At 51.5% G+C, this 19158-nt stretch carries 25 protein-coding genes and 1 pseudogene; 10 read left to right on the top strand and 16 right to left on the bottom strand.

The genetic code is table 11. The annotated features are described in order from the left end of the window. Positions 1 to 55: 55 nt before the first annotated feature. Positions 56 to 313: a hypothetical protein gene (locus tag NB640_RS06780; protein WP_269307990.1), complete on the top strand. Its 258-nt coding sequence runs from the start codon at positions 56 to 58 to the stop codon at positions 311 to 313. Here the strand turns inward: NB640_RS06780 and NB640_RS06785 are convergent. Next, a complete protein-coding gene (locus NB640_RS06785) occupies positions 306 to 488 on the bottom strand; it encodes a hypothetical protein (RefSeq protein WP_269307991.1) in 183 nt (60 codons plus the stop codon). The two genes, NB640_RS06780 and NB640_RS06785, sit on opposite strands and share 8 nt — an antisense overlap. 126 nt (positions 489 to 614) lie before the next feature. Next, complete coding sequence (locus NB640_RS06790) at positions 615 to 848, bottom strand: hypothetical protein (RefSeq protein ID WP_269307992.1); 234 nt, start codon at positions 846 to 848, stop codon at positions 615 to 617. A 200-nt stretch (positions 849 to 1048) separates the two neighbouring features. On the opposite strand from NB640_RS06790, the gene NB640_RS06795 reads away from it, so the two are divergent. Beyond that, entirely contained in the window at positions 1049 to 1747 is a 699-nt protein-coding gene (locus NB640_RS06795) for an NAD-dependent deacylase (RefSeq protein ID WP_269307993.1), read from the top strand. Positions 1748 to 1768: 21 nt separating this feature from the next. Here NB640_RS06795 and NB640_RS06800 read toward each other — a convergent pair whose 3' ends face one another. Continuing rightward, on the bottom strand, positions 1769 to 2008 hold the full coding sequence (locus tag NB640_RS06800; RefSeq protein ID WP_269307994.1) for a DUF3761 domain-containing protein: 240 nt from the start codon (positions 2006 to 2008) through the stop codon (positions 1769 to 1771). Between the two features lie 194 nt (positions 2009 to 2202). Between NB640_RS06800 and NB640_RS06805 the strand changes: the two genes are divergently transcribed. Continuing rightward, entirely contained in the window at positions 2203 to 2514 is a 312-nt protein-coding gene (locus tag NB640_RS06805; RefSeq protein WP_269307995.1) for a cupin domain-containing protein, read from the top strand. A 17-nt stretch (positions 2515 to 2531) separates the two neighbouring features. Here the strand turns inward: NB640_RS06805 and NB640_RS06810 are convergent, their stop codons facing one another. Then, positions 2532 to 3383, bottom strand: coding sequence for an MBL fold metallo-hydrolase (locus NB640_RS06810; protein ID WP_269307996.1), 852 nt, complete (start codon positions 3381 to 3383; stop codon positions 2532 to 2534). A gap of 314 nt (positions 3384 to 3697) precedes the next feature. Between NB640_RS06810 and NB640_RS06815 the strand changes: the two genes are divergently transcribed. The 7 genes from NB640_RS06815 (at position 3698) to NB640_RS06845 (ending at position 9548) form a co-directional block, all read left to right on the top strand. Beyond that, positions 3698 to 4258, top strand: a complete 561-nt coding sequence (locus tag NB640_RS06815) for a Csu type fimbrial protein (RefSeq protein ID WP_269307997.1) — start codon at positions 3698 to 3700, stop codon at positions 4256 to 4258. A gap of 86 nt (positions 4259 to 4344) precedes the next feature. Further along, positions 4345 to 4800, top strand: a complete 456-nt coding sequence (locus tag NB640_RS06820; protein ID WP_269307998.1) for a Csu type fimbrial protein — start codon at positions 4345 to 4347, stop codon at positions 4798 to 4800. 30 nt (positions 4801 to 4830) lie between these two features. Then, positions 4831 to 5631, top strand: coding sequence for a fimbrial biogenesis chaperone (locus NB640_RS06825; protein ID WP_269307999.1), 801 nt, complete (start codon positions 4831 to 4833; stop codon positions 5629 to 5631). A gap of 205 nt (positions 5632 to 5836) precedes the next feature. Continuing rightward, a complete protein-coding gene (locus tag NB640_RS06830) occupies positions 5837 to 7015 on the top strand; it encodes a fimbria/pilus outer membrane usher protein (protein WP_269308000.1) in 1179 nt (392 codons plus the stop codon). After that, complete coding sequence (locus NB640_RS06835) at positions 6990 to 8090, top strand: fimbria/pilus outer membrane usher protein (protein WP_269310417.1); 1101 nt, start codon at positions 6990 to 6992, stop codon at positions 8088 to 8090. Before NB640_RS06830 ends, NB640_RS06835 begins: the two co-directional genes overlap by 26 nt. 4 nt (positions 8091 to 8094) lie before the next feature. Further along, on the top strand, positions 8095 to 9147 hold the full coding sequence (locus NB640_RS06840; RefSeq protein ID WP_269308001.1) for a Csu type fimbrial protein: 1053 nt from the start codon (positions 8095 to 8097) through the stop codon (positions 9145 to 9147). A gap of 110 nt (positions 9148 to 9257) precedes the next feature. Further along, positions 9258 to 9548 (top strand): helix-turn-helix domain-containing protein, encoded by a 291-nt coding sequence (locus tag NB640_RS06845; RefSeq protein WP_269308002.1) that lies wholly within the window; start codon positions 9258 to 9260, stop codon positions 9546 to 9548. Here the strand turns inward: NB640_RS06845 and NB640_RS06850 are convergent. The 12 genes and pseudogenes from NB640_RS06850 to NB640_RS06905 form a co-directional block, all read right to left on the bottom strand. Further along, positions 9545 to 10286: pseudogene (locus NB640_RS06850) on the bottom strand (integrase core domain-containing protein). The gene NB640_RS06845 and the pseudogene NB640_RS06850 sit on opposite strands and share 4 nt — an antisense overlap. 202 nt (positions 10287 to 10488) lie before the next feature. After that, positions 10489 to 10791, bottom strand: coding sequence for an arsenic metallochaperone ArsD family protein (locus tag NB640_RS06855; RefSeq protein ID WP_269308003.1), 303 nt, complete (start codon positions 10789 to 10791; stop codon positions 10489 to 10491). 66 nt (positions 10792 to 10857) lie between these two features. Further along, entirely contained in the window at positions 10858 to 11574 is a 717-nt protein-coding gene (locus NB640_RS06860) for an ABC transporter ATP-binding protein (RefSeq protein WP_269308004.1), read from the bottom strand. Further along, positions 11574 to 12785 carry an ABC transporter permease gene (locus tag NB640_RS06865; protein ID WP_269308005.1) on the bottom strand — a complete coding sequence of 404 codons (1212 nt, stop codon included), beginning with the start codon at positions 12783 to 12785 and terminating at the stop codon, positions 11574 to 11576. Before NB640_RS06865 ends, NB640_RS06860 begins: the two co-directional genes overlap by 1 nt. Next, the gene (locus NB640_RS06870; RefSeq protein ID WP_269308006.1) at positions 12782 to 13213 is read right to left on the bottom strand and encodes a DUF4418 family protein; all 432 of its coding nucleotides are present in this window, start codon (positions 13211 to 13213) and stop codon (positions 12782 to 12784) included. Before NB640_RS06870 ends, NB640_RS06865 begins: the two co-directional genes overlap by 4 nt. A 25-nt stretch (positions 13214 to 13238) precedes the next feature. Then, a complete protein-coding gene (locus NB640_RS06875; protein ID WP_269308007.1) occupies positions 13239 to 13910 on the bottom strand; it encodes an ABC transporter ATP-binding protein in 672 nt (223 codons plus the stop codon). A 9-nt stretch (positions 13911 to 13919) separates the two neighbouring features. Beyond that, positions 13920 to 15059, bottom strand: a complete 1140-nt coding sequence (locus NB640_RS06880; protein ID WP_269308008.1) for an FtsX-like permease family protein — start codon at positions 15057 to 15059, stop codon at positions 13920 to 13922. 12 nt (positions 15060 to 15071) lie between these two features. Further along, positions 15072 to 16358, bottom strand: a complete 1287-nt coding sequence (locus NB640_RS06885; protein WP_269308009.1) for an ABC transporter permease — start codon at positions 16356 to 16358, stop codon at positions 15072 to 15074. 11 nt (positions 16359 to 16369) lie between these two features. Continuing rightward, a complete protein-coding gene (locus NB640_RS06890) occupies positions 16370 to 16882 on the bottom strand; it encodes a Fe-S-containing protein (RefSeq protein ID WP_269310418.1) in 513 nt (170 codons plus the stop codon). Continuing rightward, positions 16842 to 17618, bottom strand: coding sequence for a hypothetical protein (locus NB640_RS06895; protein WP_269308010.1), 777 nt, complete (start codon positions 17616 to 17618; stop codon positions 16842 to 16844). Before NB640_RS06895 ends, NB640_RS06890 begins: the two co-directional genes overlap by 41 nt. 166 nt (positions 17619 to 17784) lie before the next feature. Then, complete coding sequence (locus NB640_RS06900; protein WP_269308011.1) at positions 17785 to 18342, bottom strand: iron transporter; 558 nt, start codon at positions 18340 to 18342, stop codon at positions 17785 to 17787. Between the two features lie 170 nt (positions 18343 to 18512). Beyond that, complete coding sequence (locus tag NB640_RS06905; RefSeq protein WP_269308012.1) at positions 18513 to 19154, bottom strand: ABC transporter ATP-binding protein; 642 nt, start codon at positions 19152 to 19154, stop codon at positions 18513 to 18515. Between the last annotated feature and the right edge of the window lie 4 nt (positions 19155 to 19158).

A 19158-nucleotide genomic window follows, 5' to 3' on the forward strand; every position in this document is an offset into this window, starting at 1 on the left:
GCCGGTATATACTGTACAAAGCTCGCAATGAAGCCAACATCCCTGACAGGAAGCCATGAATAAACTCAGAATACATTTCGAATCTGACCTGGAAAATCCGGTACCGTCAAATGAGATGCGGGAATTGCTGGACCAGAACCTTTATGCCTGTGTCTCTGATGCGGTTCTGACATTTCTGGGCGATTGGGGAGACGCAGGTTTTTATGAAGATGACTTCACACTGGAAACGGGGTTGTCAAAAGATCAGTTTATTGAAAAGACAAACTCGCATGACCTCTTCAACAAACTGGGAATAAAAATCAGGGTTAAATAACCTTATCCGGCTTGTTGTCCGTATCTGCCGGAGGCCTTTTGCAGTACCATCCGGACTCTCTGCCCTCGTACCATTTGCACGGGTTTTCGTACCAGTCCTGATCATAAGGATGCACAAAAGCCTCACACCCGGAAAAAAGGATGGCGGCACTGATAATGAGTAGCAACCTTTTCATGGTTCATTTTCCTGATAATGAAAAAAGTTAGGGCATGACCGCGCGATCGTTTACGCCCCGAATCATCGCACTTCAGGATACGTTACATTGTCTGACCGCTGTCTGATTTCCCAGGTAAGAGAAAAGCTATCTCGCAGGAAATGGGGCCGACATTTCACTGCGGCCTTTTCTTCTGGAAGCGAGCACTTCAATACGCCGGCCATAGCCGTGCTGAAAGGGCATCACCGGCGGATACGCGGGATGAGTGTATGCCTCAAAGTACTCCTGCAAGGCAAGGCTTTGAGGCTGCGCGGACTCTTCCATTACAGGAATGAGTGCCGCGATCGATAATGTCGAAAACAGGACTTTAATGCTGTTCATGTTTCATGGGTAAAGCTCAATAATGAGGAAATTATACGCCTCTTTAAAAATTCTGCCTGACGGGGTTATCCCGTTTGACATCCGGTATTCAAGAATGCTAATTTCAAACATCTACCCGGGCGGCAATCCGGAACGAACCGTGCCGGAAACCAGGCGCCGCCTGATCCGGCACTCAGTTTGATTGCACCAGGAGCGGCCTTATGATCATCATACTTACCGGTGCGGGCATCAGCCAGGAAAGCGGCATTTCCACCTTCCGTGATGCCGGGGGGCTATGGGAAAACGAGCGGATCGAGGATGTGGGTACCCCGGGGGGATTTGCCAGAGATCCTGATAAGGTGCTGGACTTTTACAACCGGCTTCGCAAAAAACTGTTAAGCCCGGAAATCGCCCCCAACCCGGCACACGAGGCGCTGGCCAGGCTGGAAGAAGAAAGCCGCGAGCCGGTACTGGTTATCACACAGAATATTGACAACCTCCACGAGCGTGTCGGCACAAAAAACCTGCTGCATATGCACGGTGAGCTGTGCAAAGCGCACTGCAATACCTGCAATATGGTCATGCAATGGGAAAACGATATGAGCAGGCAGGACGCCTGTCCGGCCTGTGGCACAACGGGCCGATTACGCCCGCATATCGTATGGTTTGAGGAGACACCGCTTCACATGGATGAAATCAGCCGGGCTTTTTCGGCATGCCGCCTCTTTGTTTCCGTTGGCACATCCGGCCATGTTTACCCGGCTGCCGGATTTGTAAACATGGCCCGGCAGGCCGGGGCCAAAACCCTGGAACTGAATCTGGAGCGCTCTCTTGGCGCCTGGCTTTTTCATGGCGGGCGCTACGGAAGAGCCGGTACGGTAGTGCCTGCCTGGGTTGACGAATTTCTGGCAGGCCAATAGCGTCAATGGATGCAAGAGATGTCAGTCCGTCAACCAGTAAACCACTCCCTCGTGCCCTTCACAGGGTTTTTTGGATTGACTGAAGCTGTATGAGCGATCGCCACAATAGGCTGTTGCGCCCTCAGGTGCGTTTGCCCTCACCTTTCTCTCTTCTGCCGTCAATGGCTTTTTTGTCGTTTTTCCTGTTTTCGACTGTGCCTGTGCAAGGCATGGGGCGGCCGTCAATACCGCTACGACGATAAGGGAAAGCATTTTTTTCATTTCTCAGGCCTCCATTCGTATCAAACCGGTTTTCAGGTTATATTATAGAACGTCTGCCCTCATGCCATGGCAGATGAGGCTTCATGATTGAACCAATCGTCTGACAGTGATATCCAATCTGCGATTAAAAGCAATTCAGCAATCATAAAACATCTTATGATATTAACTGGCAAATTGATCTTACCGGAGGAAAAATGCGTGCAGAAACCCATTCTCTGAACACCATGCTTGAATACCAGGATGGCGCTGTCGTCAGCAAGACCATCCTGAAAAAGAATACCGGCACCGTGACGCTTTTTGCCTTTGATGAAGGGCAAGGGCTTTCGGAACACACCGCGCCATTTGACGCCATGGTCCAGGTACTGGATGGTGAAGTGGAAATCACGATTTCAGGCACCCCTTATCAGCTCAAACAAGGAGATTTCATCATCATGCCTGCCAATGAGCCGCATGCGCTGAAAGCGATCCGGAAATTCAAGATGATGCTGACCATGATTCGCTCGTGAAATTGCTGCGCGGCATTTTATCGGGCAAGCCTCCCGGCTTCAAGGACATAGCCTGCGTGACCGTGGCTGACCACATCGCTGCCGATGGCTTTTTCCATTTTTTTTGCAGATTCCATGCCGGTACAGTGGCAGGGGATGAGGAATCTGGCATTCCAGTCCCGCATGACATTGAAGGTTTTTTCCAGACGCTCTTCATTGGCCTGCAGCAAGTGCATGCCACCCAGGACACCACATACCTTCTCGATACCGGAAACCTTGCGGATGTAATCTATCGTGTTGGACAGCCCGGAATGGCAGCATCCAACCAGGACAACCAGACCCTCATCAGTTTCAAACCACATGGACTGGTCGTCATCAATCGCGTCAACATCCCCCCGATCCGGGTCAAAATAAAAAGTGCCCCCTGTATTTTCAAAGGATGCCAGTCTCACTACCGGGCCTGTAATGCCAATGCCAGGGGCAAGGTAGTGAGGTGTTGTCAGTGAGTGGACACGGCTTGCCGGCAATGCATCAAAGGCTTTTTTGCATGCTTCAGGCATGCCGTATTCATTCGGATCAGGGGTATACCAAAAGCGTTTTGCATCAATGGCATTGGCAAAGTACAGCACGGCACGGTCATTGATCGCCAGAAAGCGGTCAAGCGTACCGGTATGGTCTTTGTGTCCATGGCTGATGACAAGGGTATCCGCCTTGCTCAAGTCAATGCCGAGTGTGGCCACATTTTTCTGCAAGGCACCTTCATGGCCGGTATCAAAAAGAATGCGCCTGTCTCCTGCCTCAATCCAGGCGGCAAAGCCATGTTCTTTAGCCAGCCCTTCCTGTGCTTCGTTATCGACCAGTATCGTGATTTTAAGCGTATTTTCTGACATGGCATTTCCTCCTGACTGATTACTGCCTGCCGCCATATGGCTAGGGGTGGGAATGGCTCTGCTTTACCGCAAGCCATCGGATGATTATACCGTCGAATGTAACCGGATACCCAAAATGCCTGCGCGATGTCATCCTGCGCCGCAAACTGTATACCCTTTTCCCTGCGAATTTTCAGTAACACGGGCTCGCACATTGCTATCTCATCAGCTTTGCAGATACATCAAGTATTTAGGCCATGGGGCTTTGTCATGGATTAAAAGCGGTACGGATTGCCAGTGCTGTAATGAGGATAAATCCTAGCAAGGAGAACACCATGAGAAACGCATCTTTTCACGTTCGTTTTTGCAGGCATTGCAAAAATATTTTCCTGATTCTGTTTGGCCTGTCTGCTTTTACGCTGGCACATGCTGCGACCGTAAATGGAATCATCAGTGTGACCATCACGCTAACGGACTCCTGCCTGGTTAATGGCGCAACACCTACCGCTGGGGGCACATGGGGAACACTTGACTTCGGCTCGCACCCGACAGGATTTACCCAGGCTGATGCCCAGGTAGAAGGCCAGGCGTCCTCTCCGATTACTGTTCAATGCCGTTCCGCAACAGCACCGACGGTAAGCATCATCAGTGGCATAAACGACACCCAGGGCGGGTCTCACGCGCACGCGATGGCTAATGGCTCCAACTATGTGCCGTATGATATTTATTCCGATACCGCCCGTTCAATCAGCGTTGTCAATAACACCACTTTTTTTACCAGTGCAAACAATGGAACGGTTGAAAACATCAATATATACGGCCGGGCATATGGTAATTCACCCATTCCTCCCTCGGGTACATACACTGATGAATTGACCGTCCAGCTGACTTACTAGCCCTGAAAATGCGTTTTTTCAGGGCACTTTCCTGTACTTTTCTCCTCCTGCTGCCTGCTATCCACTGGGCAGCGGGAAACTGCACCTTGAGTTCATCCCCATCCGGCTGCCCATTTGGTGTTCAGGCCACGATACAAAATGGCTGCCTTGTTTCGCCGTCAGGGGGTACGGTCCCGTTTGGGCAAATCGATTTTGGATCCCATCCGTCCCTGTCCAGTGCAACCTATACGACATCCCTTGTTTCCAATACCTCCTACACCTTGAACTGCACCCCCAATATGACAATCAGCATGAGTCTTGATGGAGGACAACACTACGGCAGTGGCCGCCGCGTACAGTTAAGCAGCGGGGTAACTCTGCCTTACTCTCTCTATTCAGATGCCGCCTTCCAGAACCCCATTCTTGTCAATCAGGGCATGAATTTTACGATAACGGGTACTGGAAACAATATTACCCTGCCGGTTTATGGACGGATCGTCCTGCCGGGGAATGCACCAGCAGGAACGTATACCGATATGGTAGCCGTCACCCTGACATGGTGACTTTTTCTGAAAACGAGGGGGCATATTCGAATGGGCTGTTTTAAAAAACGGTTGAAAAAACCGGCAAGACAATGGTTTTTTCTGGTTCTGGCTGCTTTTTTTTTATTCGACCATCTGAGCGCACAGGCCGCTTTGCTGATATGGCCGACGTCGCTGCCGATCCCTGCTGGTGAAAAGGCTGCCGCACTCTGGCTGGAAAACCGGGGAACCATCCCCCAGGTATATCAGGCACGCATCTTTTCATGGTCACAAACAGACGGCAAGGATGTGCTTGCAGAACAGGAAGCCCTCATTGCCAGCCCTCCGCTTATGCAGGTAGAGCCGGGAAAACGCCAGCTGATACGCCTCATCAGCCTGACTCCGGCAGAGCCAGGCACAGAAAAAAACTATCGTGTCATTGTTGATGAACTTCCGATAAAAACAGGTGCAACCCCGGAAAACACATCCAGCGGTGTCCAGTTCCGGATGCGGTATTCCATTCCGATTTTTGTTTACGGCCAGGGGTTGTCTTATCCCCGCCAGAAAGTGGATGAAACCCCTTCTCTGACAGAGGCTATCTCCTTTTCCAGCCTTGGCTGGCGAATCGTCAAAAACGGGCAAAGCACTTTTCTGGAAGTTCGCAATACCGGTAAAACACACGTTCATCTGCGTAACATCGGCTTTACCTCTGCTGCCTCACCCCCGAAAAACGAACACGCATTTACAGGTTATGTGCTTCCTGGCTGCTATATGCAATGGCCGATAACAAGCGCTACCCCAACCTCGCGAAACAGGCAATTGACTGCCATTTTGAATAACCAGCAGCTTATTGTCATTCACCATGCGGAATAGCCTTTTTTCATCAGGAATTTGGTGAATACCGATACACCACTCACTTGTTCTGATGATGATCCATGCCTGGCATATCAACCCGACAAATCCAAAAAAAATCCAGGTTTTTTTTCTCCTGGTTTGCCTGTGTTTTTTTACTTTCACAGAAAAGGCTGTTGCCACTGAAACAGGAAAGCATACGGAAACAAAACGAGCGCTTTCGGACATGCAGCTCTATCTGGAGCTGGTGATCAATGGGAAAAGAACGGGCCACCTTGCCCCCATAACACTAAAAAACGGTAATTTCATTGTTCCGATACAGGATCTGAAAGCTGCGGGTATCCCCCTGTCTCCCTGGGGCGCTGATCCACATGCCCAGGCAGCCATAGCCATCAATATCCCCAAAAATGTCACCGTTGAATATGAAAGCCACCAGCAGCAACTATTGATCACAATCCCGCCTGATCATTTTTCAGCGCAGTTGATCAACAATCCATACGAATCGCAACGGCATCCGGCAAAAATCAGCACTGGACTGATGCTGAATTATGATTTTTATGCCAACAAGACCCGCCATGCAGATAGTTATTCCAATCTCTGGACAGAGGGGCGCCTGTTTGGCCGCATGGGCACACTAAGCCACTCGGGCATTTATCGGCGCGCATTCAGGGGAAGAAACCATGACCAAGAGGGTTATATCCGCTACGACACACGATGGCAAAACTCAAATGAAGACAGGATACTGACCTTTGAGGCAGGTGACGTGGTGACGCGCACCCTTTCCTGGAACAGTCCGGTCCGCATTGGCGGTTTCCAGATATCCCGCAATTTCAGCGTGCGCCCTGACGTGATTACCTATCCGTTGCCACAGTTTTCGGGCAGTACATCCGTGCCGACTGCAATCGACCTGTATATCCAGGGAAGCCGCGTCCAGAGCGAGCACATCGATCCCGGGCCTTTTACTATCATCAATACACCTTTTATCAATGGCGCAGGAGAAGCCGTTGTCGTCACCACAGATGCGCTGGGAAGACAGGTTTCCACAACGGTTCCTTTTTATGTCACCAATGAGCTTTTAAGAAAGGGACTGACAGATTATGCCGTCAATGCCGGCGCCCTTCGAAGACAATATGGCATAGAAAGCTTCAGCTATGCTGATTTTGCCGCAAGCGGCAGTTTTCGGTACGGCCTTACAGACAGCATCACGCTCGAATCTCATGCTGAAGGGACGCGTGAACTGAAGATGGGCGGAGTGGGTACCACTTTCCGCATGGGCACTTTTGGAGTCACCAGCCTTTCCTACAGCCGCAGCAGCATGGAAAAAAAAAAGGGGAGGGCAGTCAACCCTTGGCTATCAATACAATTCCAGGCACTTCAATCTGGCGGCACAGTATGCCAGATATGACCGGGGTTACCGAGATCTGGCAAATCTTGACCTGTATGAGCCATCACAACGTGAAACATTTCAACTGACAGCAGGCATCTCCCTGGGGAAATTCGGCAATCTGAGCATGGGGCATTTTGCATTCAAAAACCACGATGGAGACACGTTCAGAACCTGCAATGTGACATGGAGTTATTCTCCCCGCAATCTTGGCATTTTTTATCTGTCTGCCAGCAAATCCAACCAGAGCAATGACTGGGCGGGTTTTATCCAGTGGATCATCCCGCTCGGCAAAACCGGCAGGGAAAACCTTTCCATGTCGCTTGAGCGCGATGAAAGCAAGACGTATTCCCAGCGCATTGATTACACCCGTACCGTTCCGAGTAATGGCGGTTTTGGGTGGAATCTGGGTTACCGGCATATCAACTCACAGGAAGATAACCGGATCGTCCAGGCCGACCTGACCTGGCGCACGGATGTCATCCAGTTAAGCGGCGGTATTTACGGTCCCAAAAACGCTGAAAACTACTGGGCAAATGCAAGTGGCTCACTGGTATTCATGAATGGTAATTTTTTCCCCAGCAACCAGATTTACGATGCCTTTGTCCTTGTTTCCACTGATGGTGTCGCTGATGTGCCAGTTCTTTTTGAAAACAGCCTGGTGGGAAAAACTGACACAGACGGGCACCTGATGATTCCTACTGTTCCGGCTTATTACAACGCAAAATACCAGATTGACCCGCTTGACCTGCCGCTCAACATGAAAGTGGATGAAATTGAACAGCGGATAGCGGTCAGATCCGGAGGCGGTCATGTCCTGCGATTTCCCATGCGACAGACGACCCCGGCCATGATACGGCTGGTGGACCCTTTTGGACAGCACCTGCCCGTGGGTTCCCAGGCGTTCCTATTATCGGGTGAAATGTCGTATGTCGGCATGGATGGGCTGGCCTATTTTGAGGATATCCCAAAAGACAGCCGACTGAATATCCGCCTTCCCAATGGAAAGTCCTGCCAGACAGAAGTGTTTTTTTCTGATCAAGCGCAAAACAGGCAGGCTCATCTGATCGGACCATTAACCTGTTTTCCCGAATAATGACATGAACCGACCCAAGCATTCCCTTCGCGTTTCGATTAACAGCCAGGCGCCGCTTGCCAGGTTTTCCCTTTTGCATACGATTTTTGGCCGATGGATTCTGGTTATCGTGTTTCTTTTTCTTCCCGGCGCCCTCCACGCCGCCGCCTGTCAGGCGTCTACCGCCAGTTCGTCCGCTTTCTATGGCCAGGTTACATCCATTACCATTAGCAACAGCCAGCAAAAAACATCTGTCACAAATGCCGGGCTTATATGCGGGGGATCGCTTCTTACCGCTTTGGGAACGGATGGATATATCAGAGCGCTTATCTCAACAACAAACAATTCCACCCTGGTTAATGCCAATGGCGATGCCATTCCTTACCAGATTTTTGTCGACTCAGGCTATACCTTCCAGATCACCCCCGGCACATCCATTAATTATTTCAATTCATCCCTGCTTAACCTGCTTGGACTGATTGGCAGCAATAATGCGCCACTGCCAATGTATTTCAGAACCACCACAGGCACACTCAATCTGAGCAAAGGAACCTATACAGGCACCATCACCATACAATGGAACTGGTCTGTCTGTCAGTCGATCAACCTTTTGAATCTCTGTATTGGCGGTTACAGCCAGGGTACAACAACCGCCACAATCAACCTTTCTCTTGACGTCACTAACGACTGTGTGATTTCAGCGCCGGATATCAATTTTGGCTCGGCACCTCTGGTAAATGCATTTTCGTCCGTCACGCAGACAATTAATGCCCAATGCACAAAAGGAACGGTTTATACCATTGGGCTGAGCGACGGCAACAATGCCCTAAGCGGCCAGCGGCGGCTAGCGAATGGTTCCCAATACCTGAGTTACGAAATCTATCAGGGCTCATCGGGCAACACCCGATGGGGATCAGGAAGCGGACAAACCCGTTCATCCGCAGCAGCCGATGTCAATCCGGGAAGCGGAACAGGCACCACCAGCCAGGGATTTGTCTACACTGCAAAAATCCTGCCCGGGACGACACCCCCTGCCGGCACCTACACCGATACCATCATTATCAATATGGGTTTTTGAAAACCACGACAGACGCCGGGTATACTGCATGTATCGACAACAAAAAATATTTCCACTAGGAAATATTTTTGTGTATACTGTGAGTGAAAATATTGCTCGGAGGAAATATTATGAAGCGGGAGAACACCAGGCTTGGCGCGCCCAGGAAAGGATATGACCCCAATCGTCTTCTGGATACACTGCTTTTGCGCCAGAACCTGAAAACCGATGCGGAACTTGCCCGTATCCTGGAGATCAACCCCAGCGTGATCAGCAAGATCAGGAATGCCAAGGCACGAATCAGTGCCTCTTTGCTGCTGAAAATCCATGAAGAGACGGATATCAGCATACGGGAACTGCGGAATCTGATGGGGGACACCAAAAACAAGTATTTCCCCTTCAGGCAATCGAAGCTCAACTAGCTGTTTAGTCCCGGCATTTGATGGATAGGGTTTAGAGTAAAACGATGTGGCTGAGTTGTCCAGATTTTGCAAATAAATTCATAAGGCGTAAGCCCTTTTAAAGACTTCAATCGGCGGGCGAAATTATAGGCATTCATGAAATTCTGGAGATAGTTTTCAAACTGCTTGTGATCGTCATAATGATATCGATTGACAGTCGCTTCCCTGATCGTGCGGTTCATTCGTTCAACCTGGCCGTTGGTCCATGGATGCTTTACCTTGGTCAGTCGGTGCTCAATGCCGTTTTCCCTGCAAACACGCTCAAAAATATGCTCAAAGGCAAACCGATCCTTTTCTCTGTTGGTGAATTGAATCCCGTTATCCGTCAGGACAGTATGAATGGCATAAGGCAAAGCCTCCTGCAGGTTGCGTAAAAACTGTGCCGCCTGCATTTTTCCTGCTCGCTGGTGCAATTCCACATAGGCAAACTTGCTGGTTCGGTCTATTGCCACAAACAGATAGGGTATGCCGCCGGAAAGCCACAATAATGGCTTCCTCTTCTACGGACAATACAGTTGAAGAAGGATTTTTCGGGCCAGTGGGCAAATCCTTGACGGTTTCCCGCCTGTGCCATTTCGCCACTGTCTTGGGGTTGATGCCATAGCGCTTTGCTAACGCCCTCACGCTCTCTTGACTATTTTGTATTGCTCGACGCACTGCCTCTGTTGTTGTGGCGCTGCTGTGTAAAATCTGTCCCAGAATATTTCCTTCCATTCAGATGACATGATTGTGCCATCAAAGGCCGGGACTAAACAGCTAAGCCAGGTCGTTTACAAGAACCGTCTGCTCATTCTCTTGGGTTCGACATTTATCATTATTGCATTCAGCGGCCCCGGCTATCATCTTTTCCCAAAAAAACAGGTTGCCAGGCCTCCGTCAAAAAGCCACAGGATTGAAACCGTTAAAGCGTGCAGAGACGCGGCCCGCCATTACTGTCATTCGGGGAGACAAAGCCGAACATCATCCATATCCCCATCTCCTCTCGGGTGGGATAACGGCCGGACAGGGCCATATTGCCATCAACAAAAACCAGTGGCAGTGGGCCGGAAAGGGAAATGGGCGCGGGTGACGAGGCATCCTGAGGCAATCGCTCAACATCAACGCCGCGTTTTTTTACCCATTCAAGATCGGCATCAAGCGCAGCAGGCCGGTCAGCCAGCGCGGCGGGCGACTCAATAATCTGGAGACGGCTTATCCTGGGCATATCAGCATGAGAAAAAAAGCAGCAAGGAACTGCATGCTGAAATATGCTATCACATTGTCTGCCGCCTTATTCTGCCAGCCGGGTGATCAGTGATGTTTTTGTCGCTTCGCTTTTTTCCAGCTCAAGCACGCGACCAGACCGCATCAGCGCCACCCGCTCACTGTAAGCAACGGTATCGAGTTCGTGGGTAACCAGAAGGAGGGCCGTTCCCCGCTGATGAATCCTGGCCAGCAGATCCATGACATCCTGTATGGAAACGGCATCAAGGTCACTGGTTGGCTCATCAGCGACAAGCAGATCGGGCGTATTGATCAGCGCCCGTGCAATGGCCACACGGCGCATCTCACCACCGGAAAGCTGGGCCGGATAGGCATCGGCCAGATGGGAAAGGCCCACCTCACCCAGCAGATACTGCGCCCGGCCACTTGCATCCGTTTCGCGCTTGCCGGAAAGATACCAGGGCAGGCGGATATTGTCTGTCACGGTGAAATTAGGCAGCAGGCTGGCCCCCTGCGGGATGTAGCCAATGCGCGCATTGCGAAGCGCAGACATGGCCCGGTCATCCAGTTGGGCAATGTCCTGCTCCGCAAAACGGATTTCTCCCCGCTCCGGCTTTAAGAGACCGGCAATCATGTTCAACAGGGTGCTCTTCCCGCTGCCGGAACGGCCCACAACACTGAGAAAATCTCCTTTTTCCATCTTCAGGCTGACATCGTCCACCGCAGCAAAGGGAACACCGCCACGCAGATAGTTTTTCCCGACACCCATCAGTTCCAGCATCATTACTCTCCCCGCAATGCAGTATAGATATCACCTTTTCCCAGACGCCAGGCTGAATAAAGGCAGGCCAGCGGCCCGATACCAGCAGACACCAGCAGGCTCAGCAGAAAAACCAGCCCGATTTTCGGGAACGCCGGCAAAAGAAAAGGCAGGCCGATCATATTACTGATCAGTGTGCGGAAGGAAAAAACAATGAGTGCCGATAAAAAAAGGCCGCCGATTGATCCTGCCAGGCTGATCAGGAATGCTTCTGTCATGAGAATACCGGAAAGTTTTTTCCTGCTGGCGCCCAGCACACGCAGCAGGCTGAATTCGCGCCTTCGTTCGTTTACGACAATGGAAAAAACCAGCATGAGAACACCGGTTGCCAACAGCCAGAGCAACCCGCCCAGCGCATACATGACCAGGGAAAAAGACTGCAGGCGTGAGGCAATGTCGCTCATCATGGTCCGGGACATCACCATATCAAGATTGAACGCCATGGCATGGCGCTGCAGGATGGTGTTGGCAAGTGCACGGGTATCCTGGCCGGCTTTCGCCTTAACCATGACAGATGAGACAACCTGGTCCAGATCCTTCACATCAAAAAGCGGGGCAATCTCGAGTTTTCTGATCATGTTTCTGGCGGTATCGAGTTTCAGGAAAACCGAAGTGTCAAATCCCATGCCGGTACGGTCAAGCCGCGCCGCTATACGATAGCGTTTGCCAAAAAAGGTGATATGACCGCCCGGCTCGCCTTCTATCTTGCTGCCGACGATGATTTCATCATCGGTGAGCTCACGGGACAGGCTGTTTTTTATCCAGGGGGTAACAATAAAATCTGTTTCGGGATCGAAGCCAATCAACTGAACGGGCAATGTGCAGCATGCGGCCTGAAGCGACGCAATAAAAATCTGGGAAGACACCTTGTCGACCCCATCCATGGCTTTGATCTTCTGCTCCAGTGACTGTTCCAGATAAAAAGAACTCGGCTCACCCCGTAACAGCGCACTTTGCAACTGCTTTTCGTAGCCATGCGGCACCACCATCAAATCGGCTCCCAGCCGCTGGGACATGCTATTAATACCTGTGCGAATACTTTCAATCAGGATGGAACCGCCAAAAAGAAGAAAGGAAAAAACCAGCACAATCAATATCAGCCCGGCGGTACGAAAAGGGCGCTGCGCCAGGTTTTCCCAGGAAATGCGCAAGGTGGTCAGCGGGCGTGAGTTCATGGCTGGATACCATTTTTCGATTGCCTGAACAGATAAAGCAGATTGGCCAGGCTGAAAATGATGATCAGCACAGCCAGTACCAGCAGGCCGGGCAATGTTCCCATGCGGCATGGCATGGTTTCTGCATGGCATACGCCAATCAGAATAGTGGGAACCGCTGCCAGCAGGATGCCGTTCATGAAAATCATCAGGCTGATGCCCAGCCTGACCAGGACCGTTTTGCTGAAATAAAGCAGTATGCCGGACAGGCAGAAAAGCACGCCCAGCCCTGTTGCCACCCGTGCAGTCCAGAAACATTTCATCGGGATTTGCATACCCGATACGGTTTCAATGGTTCCTGTGCAGACATGAAAAAGTGTATGGGGCAGGATGGCAGTCAAAAGGCCCAGCGCAATAAAAGCCAGGCTCGTGATAACGCGGTTTGTCATGATGAGCTTTCTCCTTGCGATAACGTTACAAAACGGCCTGGTTTTCTGTCATGTTTACCACCCGGCCGTGTTCCAGCACGATCGTCCGCTGGGCATGTGCCGCCACTTCCGGTGAATGGGTCACCATGATGATGGTGCTGCCGTCTTTGTGAAGCTGCCGGAAAATCTCCAGCACGATGTTTTCATTGTCTCCATCAAGATTGCCGGTAGGCTCATCCGCTAAAATCAACCTGGGATGGTTGATCAGCGCCCGGGCAATACAGACACGCTGCTGCTCACCGCCGGAAAGCTGGCTGGGCAGGTGCCGCGCCCTTTCACCCAATCCGACACGGGAAAGCGCTTCCATGGCTTCCGCCTCATCCACCATGCTGTGGTAATACTGGGCCATCATCACGTTTTCAAGTGCCGTCAGGTAGGAAACGAGGTGAAACTGCTGGAAAATAAGGCCGATCTTGTCTCGCCGGATGGCGGTCAGCTCCCGTGCACTGATACGGGAAAGATCCTCTCCGTCCAGGATCACAGAACCATTGGATGGCTTGTTCATGCAACCGATGAGATTCATCATGGTCGTCTTGCCGGAGCCGGAAGGTCCCATGATGGCAATCCATTCGCCGGGCGCCACATGCAGGCTGACGTCCTGCAACGCTTTCACGCTGCCATAAATCATTGATACGTCGTCGAGTTCCAGTATATTCATTACACCCTCTTATTCCCCCCGCAGCACAATGGCGGGTTCAATGCTGATAGCCCTTCTGATGGGCAGGATACAGGCAACGATTGTCACAACAAGTGATATCACGATGGTTACCAGTACCAGAAGCGGATCAAAGGAAATGCTGCGCCCGAAAACGCTCATGCTGACCTGCTGGGCAAAAAACCAGCCGAACGTTGACCCGATGATGCCGCCAGCCAGCCCGAGCACAACCCCTTCTCCCAGAAATTCAATCACGATGCTGCGGTTTTCCGCGCCGATGGCTTTTTTCAGGCCGATTTCCTTGCGCCGCTCCATTACCATCGACATCATGGTGGTCGCCACGCAGATCAGTGTCAGAAAAAGCATGACGATGGTCACGAGATAAACCAGCGTCTGCAGCTTTGAAAGGACAATCGTCTCGGACTGGGTAATCCGCTTGACCAGGCGAGGCGTGACTTCCGGCACCGCCTGCCGGATCTGCTCTTCAAAGGAGAACAGTTCTTCTGCCGGTGCCGCAATACTCAACTCAAAGACCTCCACCTCATCAGGCGTCTCCATGAGCATTTCCAGTACCGCCAGATCCATAAAGACATAGCCGTCTTCCGGACCGCCGGTCCTGACGATACCGGCAATCTTCATCTTCGCCCCGAAACGCTTGTGTTCTTTTGTCTGCCCGCTCATCCTCACTTCGGCACCGGGACGCAGTTGCGTATACTGGGCAATATCCGTGCCGATCAGGATCTCATCTTCGGCTTTTGGCCACTCCCCCTCTATCTGCCAGTAGGGGCGGGTCTTCTGTGCCTGGGCAAAATCGGTTCCCACAGCAGTAATGGGCTGACGATTGATGCGCATGGCTTCGTAGCGGTAGGGCGTAGCGCCGATTACCTTGCTTTCCGGCAGTACCGCTACCGCATTTTTTACATCCTCCAGATCCATATTGCCGGTTTGAGCAGACGGCACCAGAATCATGTTAGCGCCATAAGAGCGCATCTCACGCCCCAGTTGCCGGGGAATATCATAGTAGATGGTCAGCATGCCAAAAAGCACCGTTGCCCCGATGGCAATAGCCAGTACGGCAATAAACATCCGGGAAAGACGTCGTGAAAGCGCACGAAAAAGCATCCGGAAATACAGTGCTGATTTTCTATTCATGATGCCTTCTCCCTACCGGTCATAAAGCACTTCTGCTGGCTGCAGGGACAACAGCATCCGCAGAGCAGGCAGGCTGCCAAGGATGGTGACGAGAACAGAAAGCATGGCGACAATAGGGATAACGATCGGCTGCACATCCACGCTGGCGCCGAACACCGTATAACCGACCATCTGCGCAAACCCCAGACCGGCAAAATATCCTGCGCATCCACCGATAATGGCCGTAAGAAGGATTTCACCCATAATCAGCAGGATGACGTCCATATCCGTCGCGCCAACGGCTTTCATCATGCCGATTTCCTTGTTGCGCTCCATCACATTCATGGTAACCAGATTGGAAATCCCCAGGGCAGCGCACAGCATGCTCATCCCTGTCAGAAGCAGCATCAGCAGCTTGATCTTGTTCAGGATGCCGCCCTCGGATTCGGACACCTGCAGTACCGGCTTGGCCCGCACATTGGTCAGGACTTCTTCAATCTGGTAGGCAATTGAACTGATATAAGCGGTGCAGTACCATGCATCCCATTCCTTGCGTGTCAGACTGGCCGGATCGGTTGCTGCGCGCCGTGCCAGTTCATTTTCCGGTGTTGTGAGTGCACTCACATCCACTCGCTGAACCAGCCCCTCCCGATTGGATAAGGCCTGAACCATCTGGAGCGGCACAAATATCTGCTCATCTTCCGGGCCACCGCTGTGAAGGGTTGCACGAATAACCAGCTCTGCCGTTTTTCCATCGGGCGTCCTGAGCGTGAGGCGGTCTCCCTGGCTGAGCCTGAATTTTGCCGCCAGCAGGCTGCCGACCATGGCGCCCGATTTATCAGAATCCCTGACCCAGCTTCCTGATACCTCCCACCAGCTTTTCAGCTTGCTGATACCGGTATTGATGGCATATCCCGTCGGCAGGTCCAGATGTTTGTCAAACCAGGTCCCGACCAGGCTGATTTTTGCATCGGTTCCATCAATAGAAACCGGCATTTCCAGATATGGCGCAAAGTCCACGATGTTGTACGCCCAGAAGACGGTTTTCATCTTCGGCAGTTCTTCTTCGAGAATATATTTGTCCGCAATCCCGGCGCCATCCTCAATCCCGTAAAGATCACCAAGAAGCGATGCGCCCCGGGGCACCACATTCAGGTTGGCGCCGTAGACCTTCAACTCCTGATTCACCTTTTCCTCGACATCCATCATCACATTGAGCATGGCTGTTGAGAGCGAAACGCCCAGCGCCATCGTCACGGCAATCATGACAAGCTTTCTTTTCTGTCTGAGCAATGCACATCGGAGCATTCGTAAAAACATGGCTATCCCTCCTACCTGAAACGATGCGCTTCTGCTTCCAGATCAGCAGTTTTGATGACGAGCCTGCCGTCTTCCAGGACATATTCCAGTGGCACCGGATTGCACCCGCCCTTAAACCCAATCGTGGAAATATTCATGACAACATCACACAGGATGCAGACAATCTGTCCATCCCTTTCGTAGTACCCGCTCGGACCGCAGACATCGCAGGCGTCCAGCCCGACGCCAAATGATCCTTCCCCCTTCCTGATGACGATATAACGCATCTGCGTGCCATCCTCGGCGGTATAGCCAAAGCGGTGCAAATGCCCGTCATTGACAGTTTCAACCGGGATGGCGATTTTTCCCGCTTCCGGCGCCAACTCAACAGGGGGTGCCAATTCGACAACCTGATTGTTGAGTTCAACACCCACGGTCCGGATCAGAAATACCGCAAGCACCGTCAACAACAGCAGTACCGCCCAGCGGACCTGTCTTTTGACATCAATTTTTTTGTTTGCGCTGAAGCGCGGGGTTCGGACCATCAATCACAGACCTTCTGCTCGTTCGTATACTGCTGGCAGCGGCATAAACAGCCAGCCCCAGCAGGGCAAACAGGAAGGCATTCTGATACGCAAGCGAGTACATGACCAGCTCGACAAGCCAGGAAAAATCGGGCACCCACCGCCGCAACACCGCGATCTGCAAGAAAAGCAGCGTATGCCACAGTGCGGAAATGGCGGTGGCAAGAAAAAAGATTCGCGCAAACAGTTTTTTACCATATCGCACACTCAGGCGGAAAAGCGACAAGGCGGCCAGAGAGGCCACAACGAGTGCAATAAGGTAACCGGCAACCTTGTTCAAAAACGCCTGGTTGTAAATGGAGTCCATCCCCACATCAAACTCGAACGGGTACAGCACCATATCCGGCAAGGCAAAGGCAGACCAGACAAATCCCAGCACAAAAACGAGAATGGCGGCACGCCTTCCCGTATAGAAATCCATGTTTTTCCTGAGGGCGAACAGCCATAACAGCAGCACGGCCTCTGCCACAATCATCAGCAACAAAAGCGGCGCATTATAAAGCTCCCGGATAACAAAACCGGTCGACAGCCGCAGGACAGCGAGTATCATTGCGATGATACTGCCGAAGAGAATACCGCCAGCCAGGTATCTCCTGAGCGGCCAGGCATTCTGTTTTTTGATCAGACCTGACAACAACCCCGCCAGCAGCAACGCCGGCAGAATGGTAGACGTGACGTTAATCAGGTACTGCAACATATTCGTTCATCCTCTTTTCCCGAAAATTCCCCTGCGTCCTGATTTCATGAAACAAAAACAGGAAAACTGATGATTGCCGCCATCAGCTTTCCTGAGGTGCTGCTATCACTTCAACGTGCAGGACTAAAACTACCGGGGATTTTCCGGAAATGAAGTGCTTTCGCGATTACCAGACGCGTGGAATGTAGTTGAAATCCCAGCTGACTTCGATGGGTTTTTTCCAGAAGCGGCCGGTTACCCCGGTTGCCTTGTCCACGTGCAGCAGATATCCCTGCTTTTCCGGATTATCAATAATGAACGTCACTTTGTATTTGCCCGGACCATCAAGCTTGACATTGTTGCCGTAGTGCGGGCCATCGCTCGCGCTCATCGGCATAAAAGATCCCTCAATCAGCTTGCCGCCCTGCTTCTGGATGCGGTATTTCACGGTCAGGTAGGGAACAAAATCACCTTCCTCGAAACCCAGATTATTGTCTTTTGCTGCAGAGATATCGGCTTCGATGTGCATATCGGATTTGGATGCAGGCAGACCGGCCTGGCCAGCGGGCTCCATGTCAACCGGCTGGAAGTAAACGCCAGCAACCTTCAGCGGTCCAACGACTTTGGCATCACCCAGCGGGAATTCTTCAAAATCTGCCGCAAAAGCAGAACTGCTCAGCGCAAGGGCTGAAACTGCCACGGCAGAAGCTGCAATCAGCCTGCCCAGTTTTTTACTGCCTTTCATTATCAGTCTCCATTTTCAATTGTTTTTTATTACGGATTTTCAAACACATTATCTTCAACTCTTTGCAGAGCCAAATCTAAATGAGAATCTATATCATTTAGATTTTGCCGTCAATCATCTGGGCATTTAATTTCATCAAAAAGGAGGAATTAAACAAAAAAAAATGGCCGTCAGGGTGCGGGAGACTCAATAATCCGTCCGCAAACCGCTTCCAGATCCGATCGGTCATGCGAAACAAGAAGGCAGGTTGTCTGCGTTGATTCCAGAATCGCCCTGACCTCCTGCCGGATGGTTTCCTTCAGTTCGGCATCCAGATTGCTGAATGGCTCATCCAGAAGCAATACCTTGGGGCGGGGAGCCAGTGCCCGCGCCAGCGCCACGCGCTGCTGCTGGCCACCGCTCAATTCATACGGATAGCGGCCGGCAAGTTCCGGCATCTTGATTAACGCCAGCATCTTTTCCGTCTGCACACGGCGTGCCGCCTTATCCAGACGATGCAGGCCAAACTCGATATTTTTCCGGACCGTCAGGTGCGGAAACAATCCATAATCCTGAAAGAAAAGCCCCACCTGCCGATGTTCAGGTTCAACAAAAACGGTATCACCGGCGAGTAGTTGCCCATCCATGACTATCTCGCCGGACAATGGCTTCTCAAGACCGGCAATCAGCCTTAACAGCGTGCTTTTCCCACTCCCGCTTTCTCCCGCCACCCCAACAATCTCGCCTTCATCGACGTCCAGGGAAAAACCATCCAGCACCATGGGTCCGGGTGACTGATAGCGAAAACGCAGATTTCTGATACATAAAAACATGAAA

The organism is Oxalobacter vibrioformis, from assembly GCF_027118995.1.
GTDB classification, from domain to species: domain Bacteria; phylum Pseudomonadota; class Gammaproteobacteria; order Burkholderiales; family Burkholderiaceae_D; genus Oxalobacter; species Oxalobacter vibrioformis.

Excerpts from the sequence above, each read along its gene's own strand:
- NB640_RS06870 (WP_269308006.1), bottom strand. The coding sequence starts at position 13,213 with ATGACAAACCGCGTTATCACGAGCCTGGCTTTTATTGCGCTGGGCCTT.
- NB640_RS06890 (WP_269310418.1), bottom strand. The coding sequence starts at position 16,882 with ATGGTCCGAACCCCGCGCTTCAGCGCAAACAAAAAAATTGATGTCAAA.
- NB640_RS06845 (WP_269308002.1), top strand. The coding sequence starts at position 9,258 with ATGAAGCGGGAGAACACCAGGCTTGGCGCGCCCAGGAAAGGATATGAC.
- NB640_RS06860 (WP_269308004.1), bottom strand. The coding sequence starts at position 11,574 with ATGATGCTGGAACTGATGGGTGTCGGGAAAAACTATCTGCGTGGCGGT.
- NB640_RS06865 (WP_269308005.1), bottom strand. The coding sequence starts at position 12,785 with ATGAACTCACGCCCGCTGACCACCTTGCGCATTTCCTGGGAAAACCTG.
- NB640_RS06790 (WP_269307992.1), bottom strand. The coding sequence starts at position 848 with ATGAACAGCATTAAAGTCCTGTTTTCGACATTATCGATCGCGGCACTC.
- NB640_RS06895 (WP_269308010.1), bottom strand. The coding sequence starts at position 17,618 with ATGTTGCAGTACCTGATTAACGTCACGTCTACCATTCTGCCGGCGTTG.
- NB640_RS06795 (WP_269307993.1), top strand. The coding sequence starts at position 1,049 with ATGATCATCATACTTACCGGTGCGGGCATCAGCCAGGAAAGCGGCATT.
- NB640_RS06800 (WP_269307994.1), bottom strand. The coding sequence starts at position 2,008 with ATGAAAAAAATGCTTTCCCTTATCGTCGTAGCGGTATTGACGGCCGCC.
- NB640_RS06840 (WP_269308001.1), top strand. The coding sequence starts at position 8,095 with ATGAACCGACCCAAGCATTCCCTTCGCGTTTCGATTAACAGCCAGGCG.
- NB640_RS06780 (WP_269307990.1), top strand. The coding sequence starts at position 56 with ATGAATAAACTCAGAATACATTTCGAATCTGACCTGGAAAATCCGGTA.
- NB640_RS06830 (WP_269308000.1), top strand. The coding sequence starts at position 5,837 with ATGCAGCTCTATCTGGAGCTGGTGATCAATGGGAAAAGAACGGGCCAC.
- NB640_RS06785 (WP_269307991.1), bottom strand. The coding sequence starts at position 488 with ATGAAAAGGTTGCTACTCATTATCAGTGCCGCCATCCTTTTTTCCGGG.
- NB640_RS06855 (WP_269308003.1), bottom strand. The coding sequence starts at position 10,791 with ATGCCCAGGATAAGCCGTCTCCAGATTATTGAGTCGCCCGCCGCGCTG.
- NB640_RS06810 (WP_269307996.1), bottom strand. The coding sequence starts at position 3,383 with ATGTCAGAAAATACGCTTAAAATCACGATACTGGTCGATAACGAAGCA.
- NB640_RS06880 (WP_269308008.1), bottom strand. The coding sequence starts at position 15,059 with ATGAATAGAAAATCAGCACTGTATTTCCGGATGCTTTTTCGTGCGCTT.
- NB640_RS06905 (WP_269308012.1), bottom strand. The coding sequence starts at position 19,154 with ATGTTTTTATGTATCAGAAATCTGCGTTTTCGCTATCAGTCACCCGGA.
- NB640_RS06900 (WP_269308011.1), bottom strand. The coding sequence starts at position 18,342 with ATGAAAGGCAGTAAAAAACTGGGCAGGCTGATTGCAGCTTCTGCCGTG.
- NB640_RS06885 (WP_269308009.1), bottom strand. The coding sequence starts at position 16,358 with ATGTTTTTACGAATGCTCCGATGTGCATTGCTCAGACAGAAAAGAAAG.
- NB640_RS06875 (WP_269308007.1), bottom strand. The coding sequence starts at position 13,910 with ATGAATATACTGGAACTCGACGACGTATCAATGATTTATGGCAGCGTG.
- NB640_RS06805 (WP_269307995.1), top strand. The coding sequence starts at position 2,203 with ATGCGTGCAGAAACCCATTCTCTGAACACCATGCTTGAATACCAGGAT.
- NB640_RS06815 (WP_269307997.1), top strand. The coding sequence starts at position 3,698 with ATGAGAAACGCATCTTTTCACGTTCGTTTTTGCAGGCATTGCAAAAAT.
- NB640_RS06825 (WP_269307999.1), top strand. The coding sequence starts at position 4,831 with ATGGGCTGTTTTAAAAAACGGTTGAAAAAACCGGCAAGACAATGGTTT.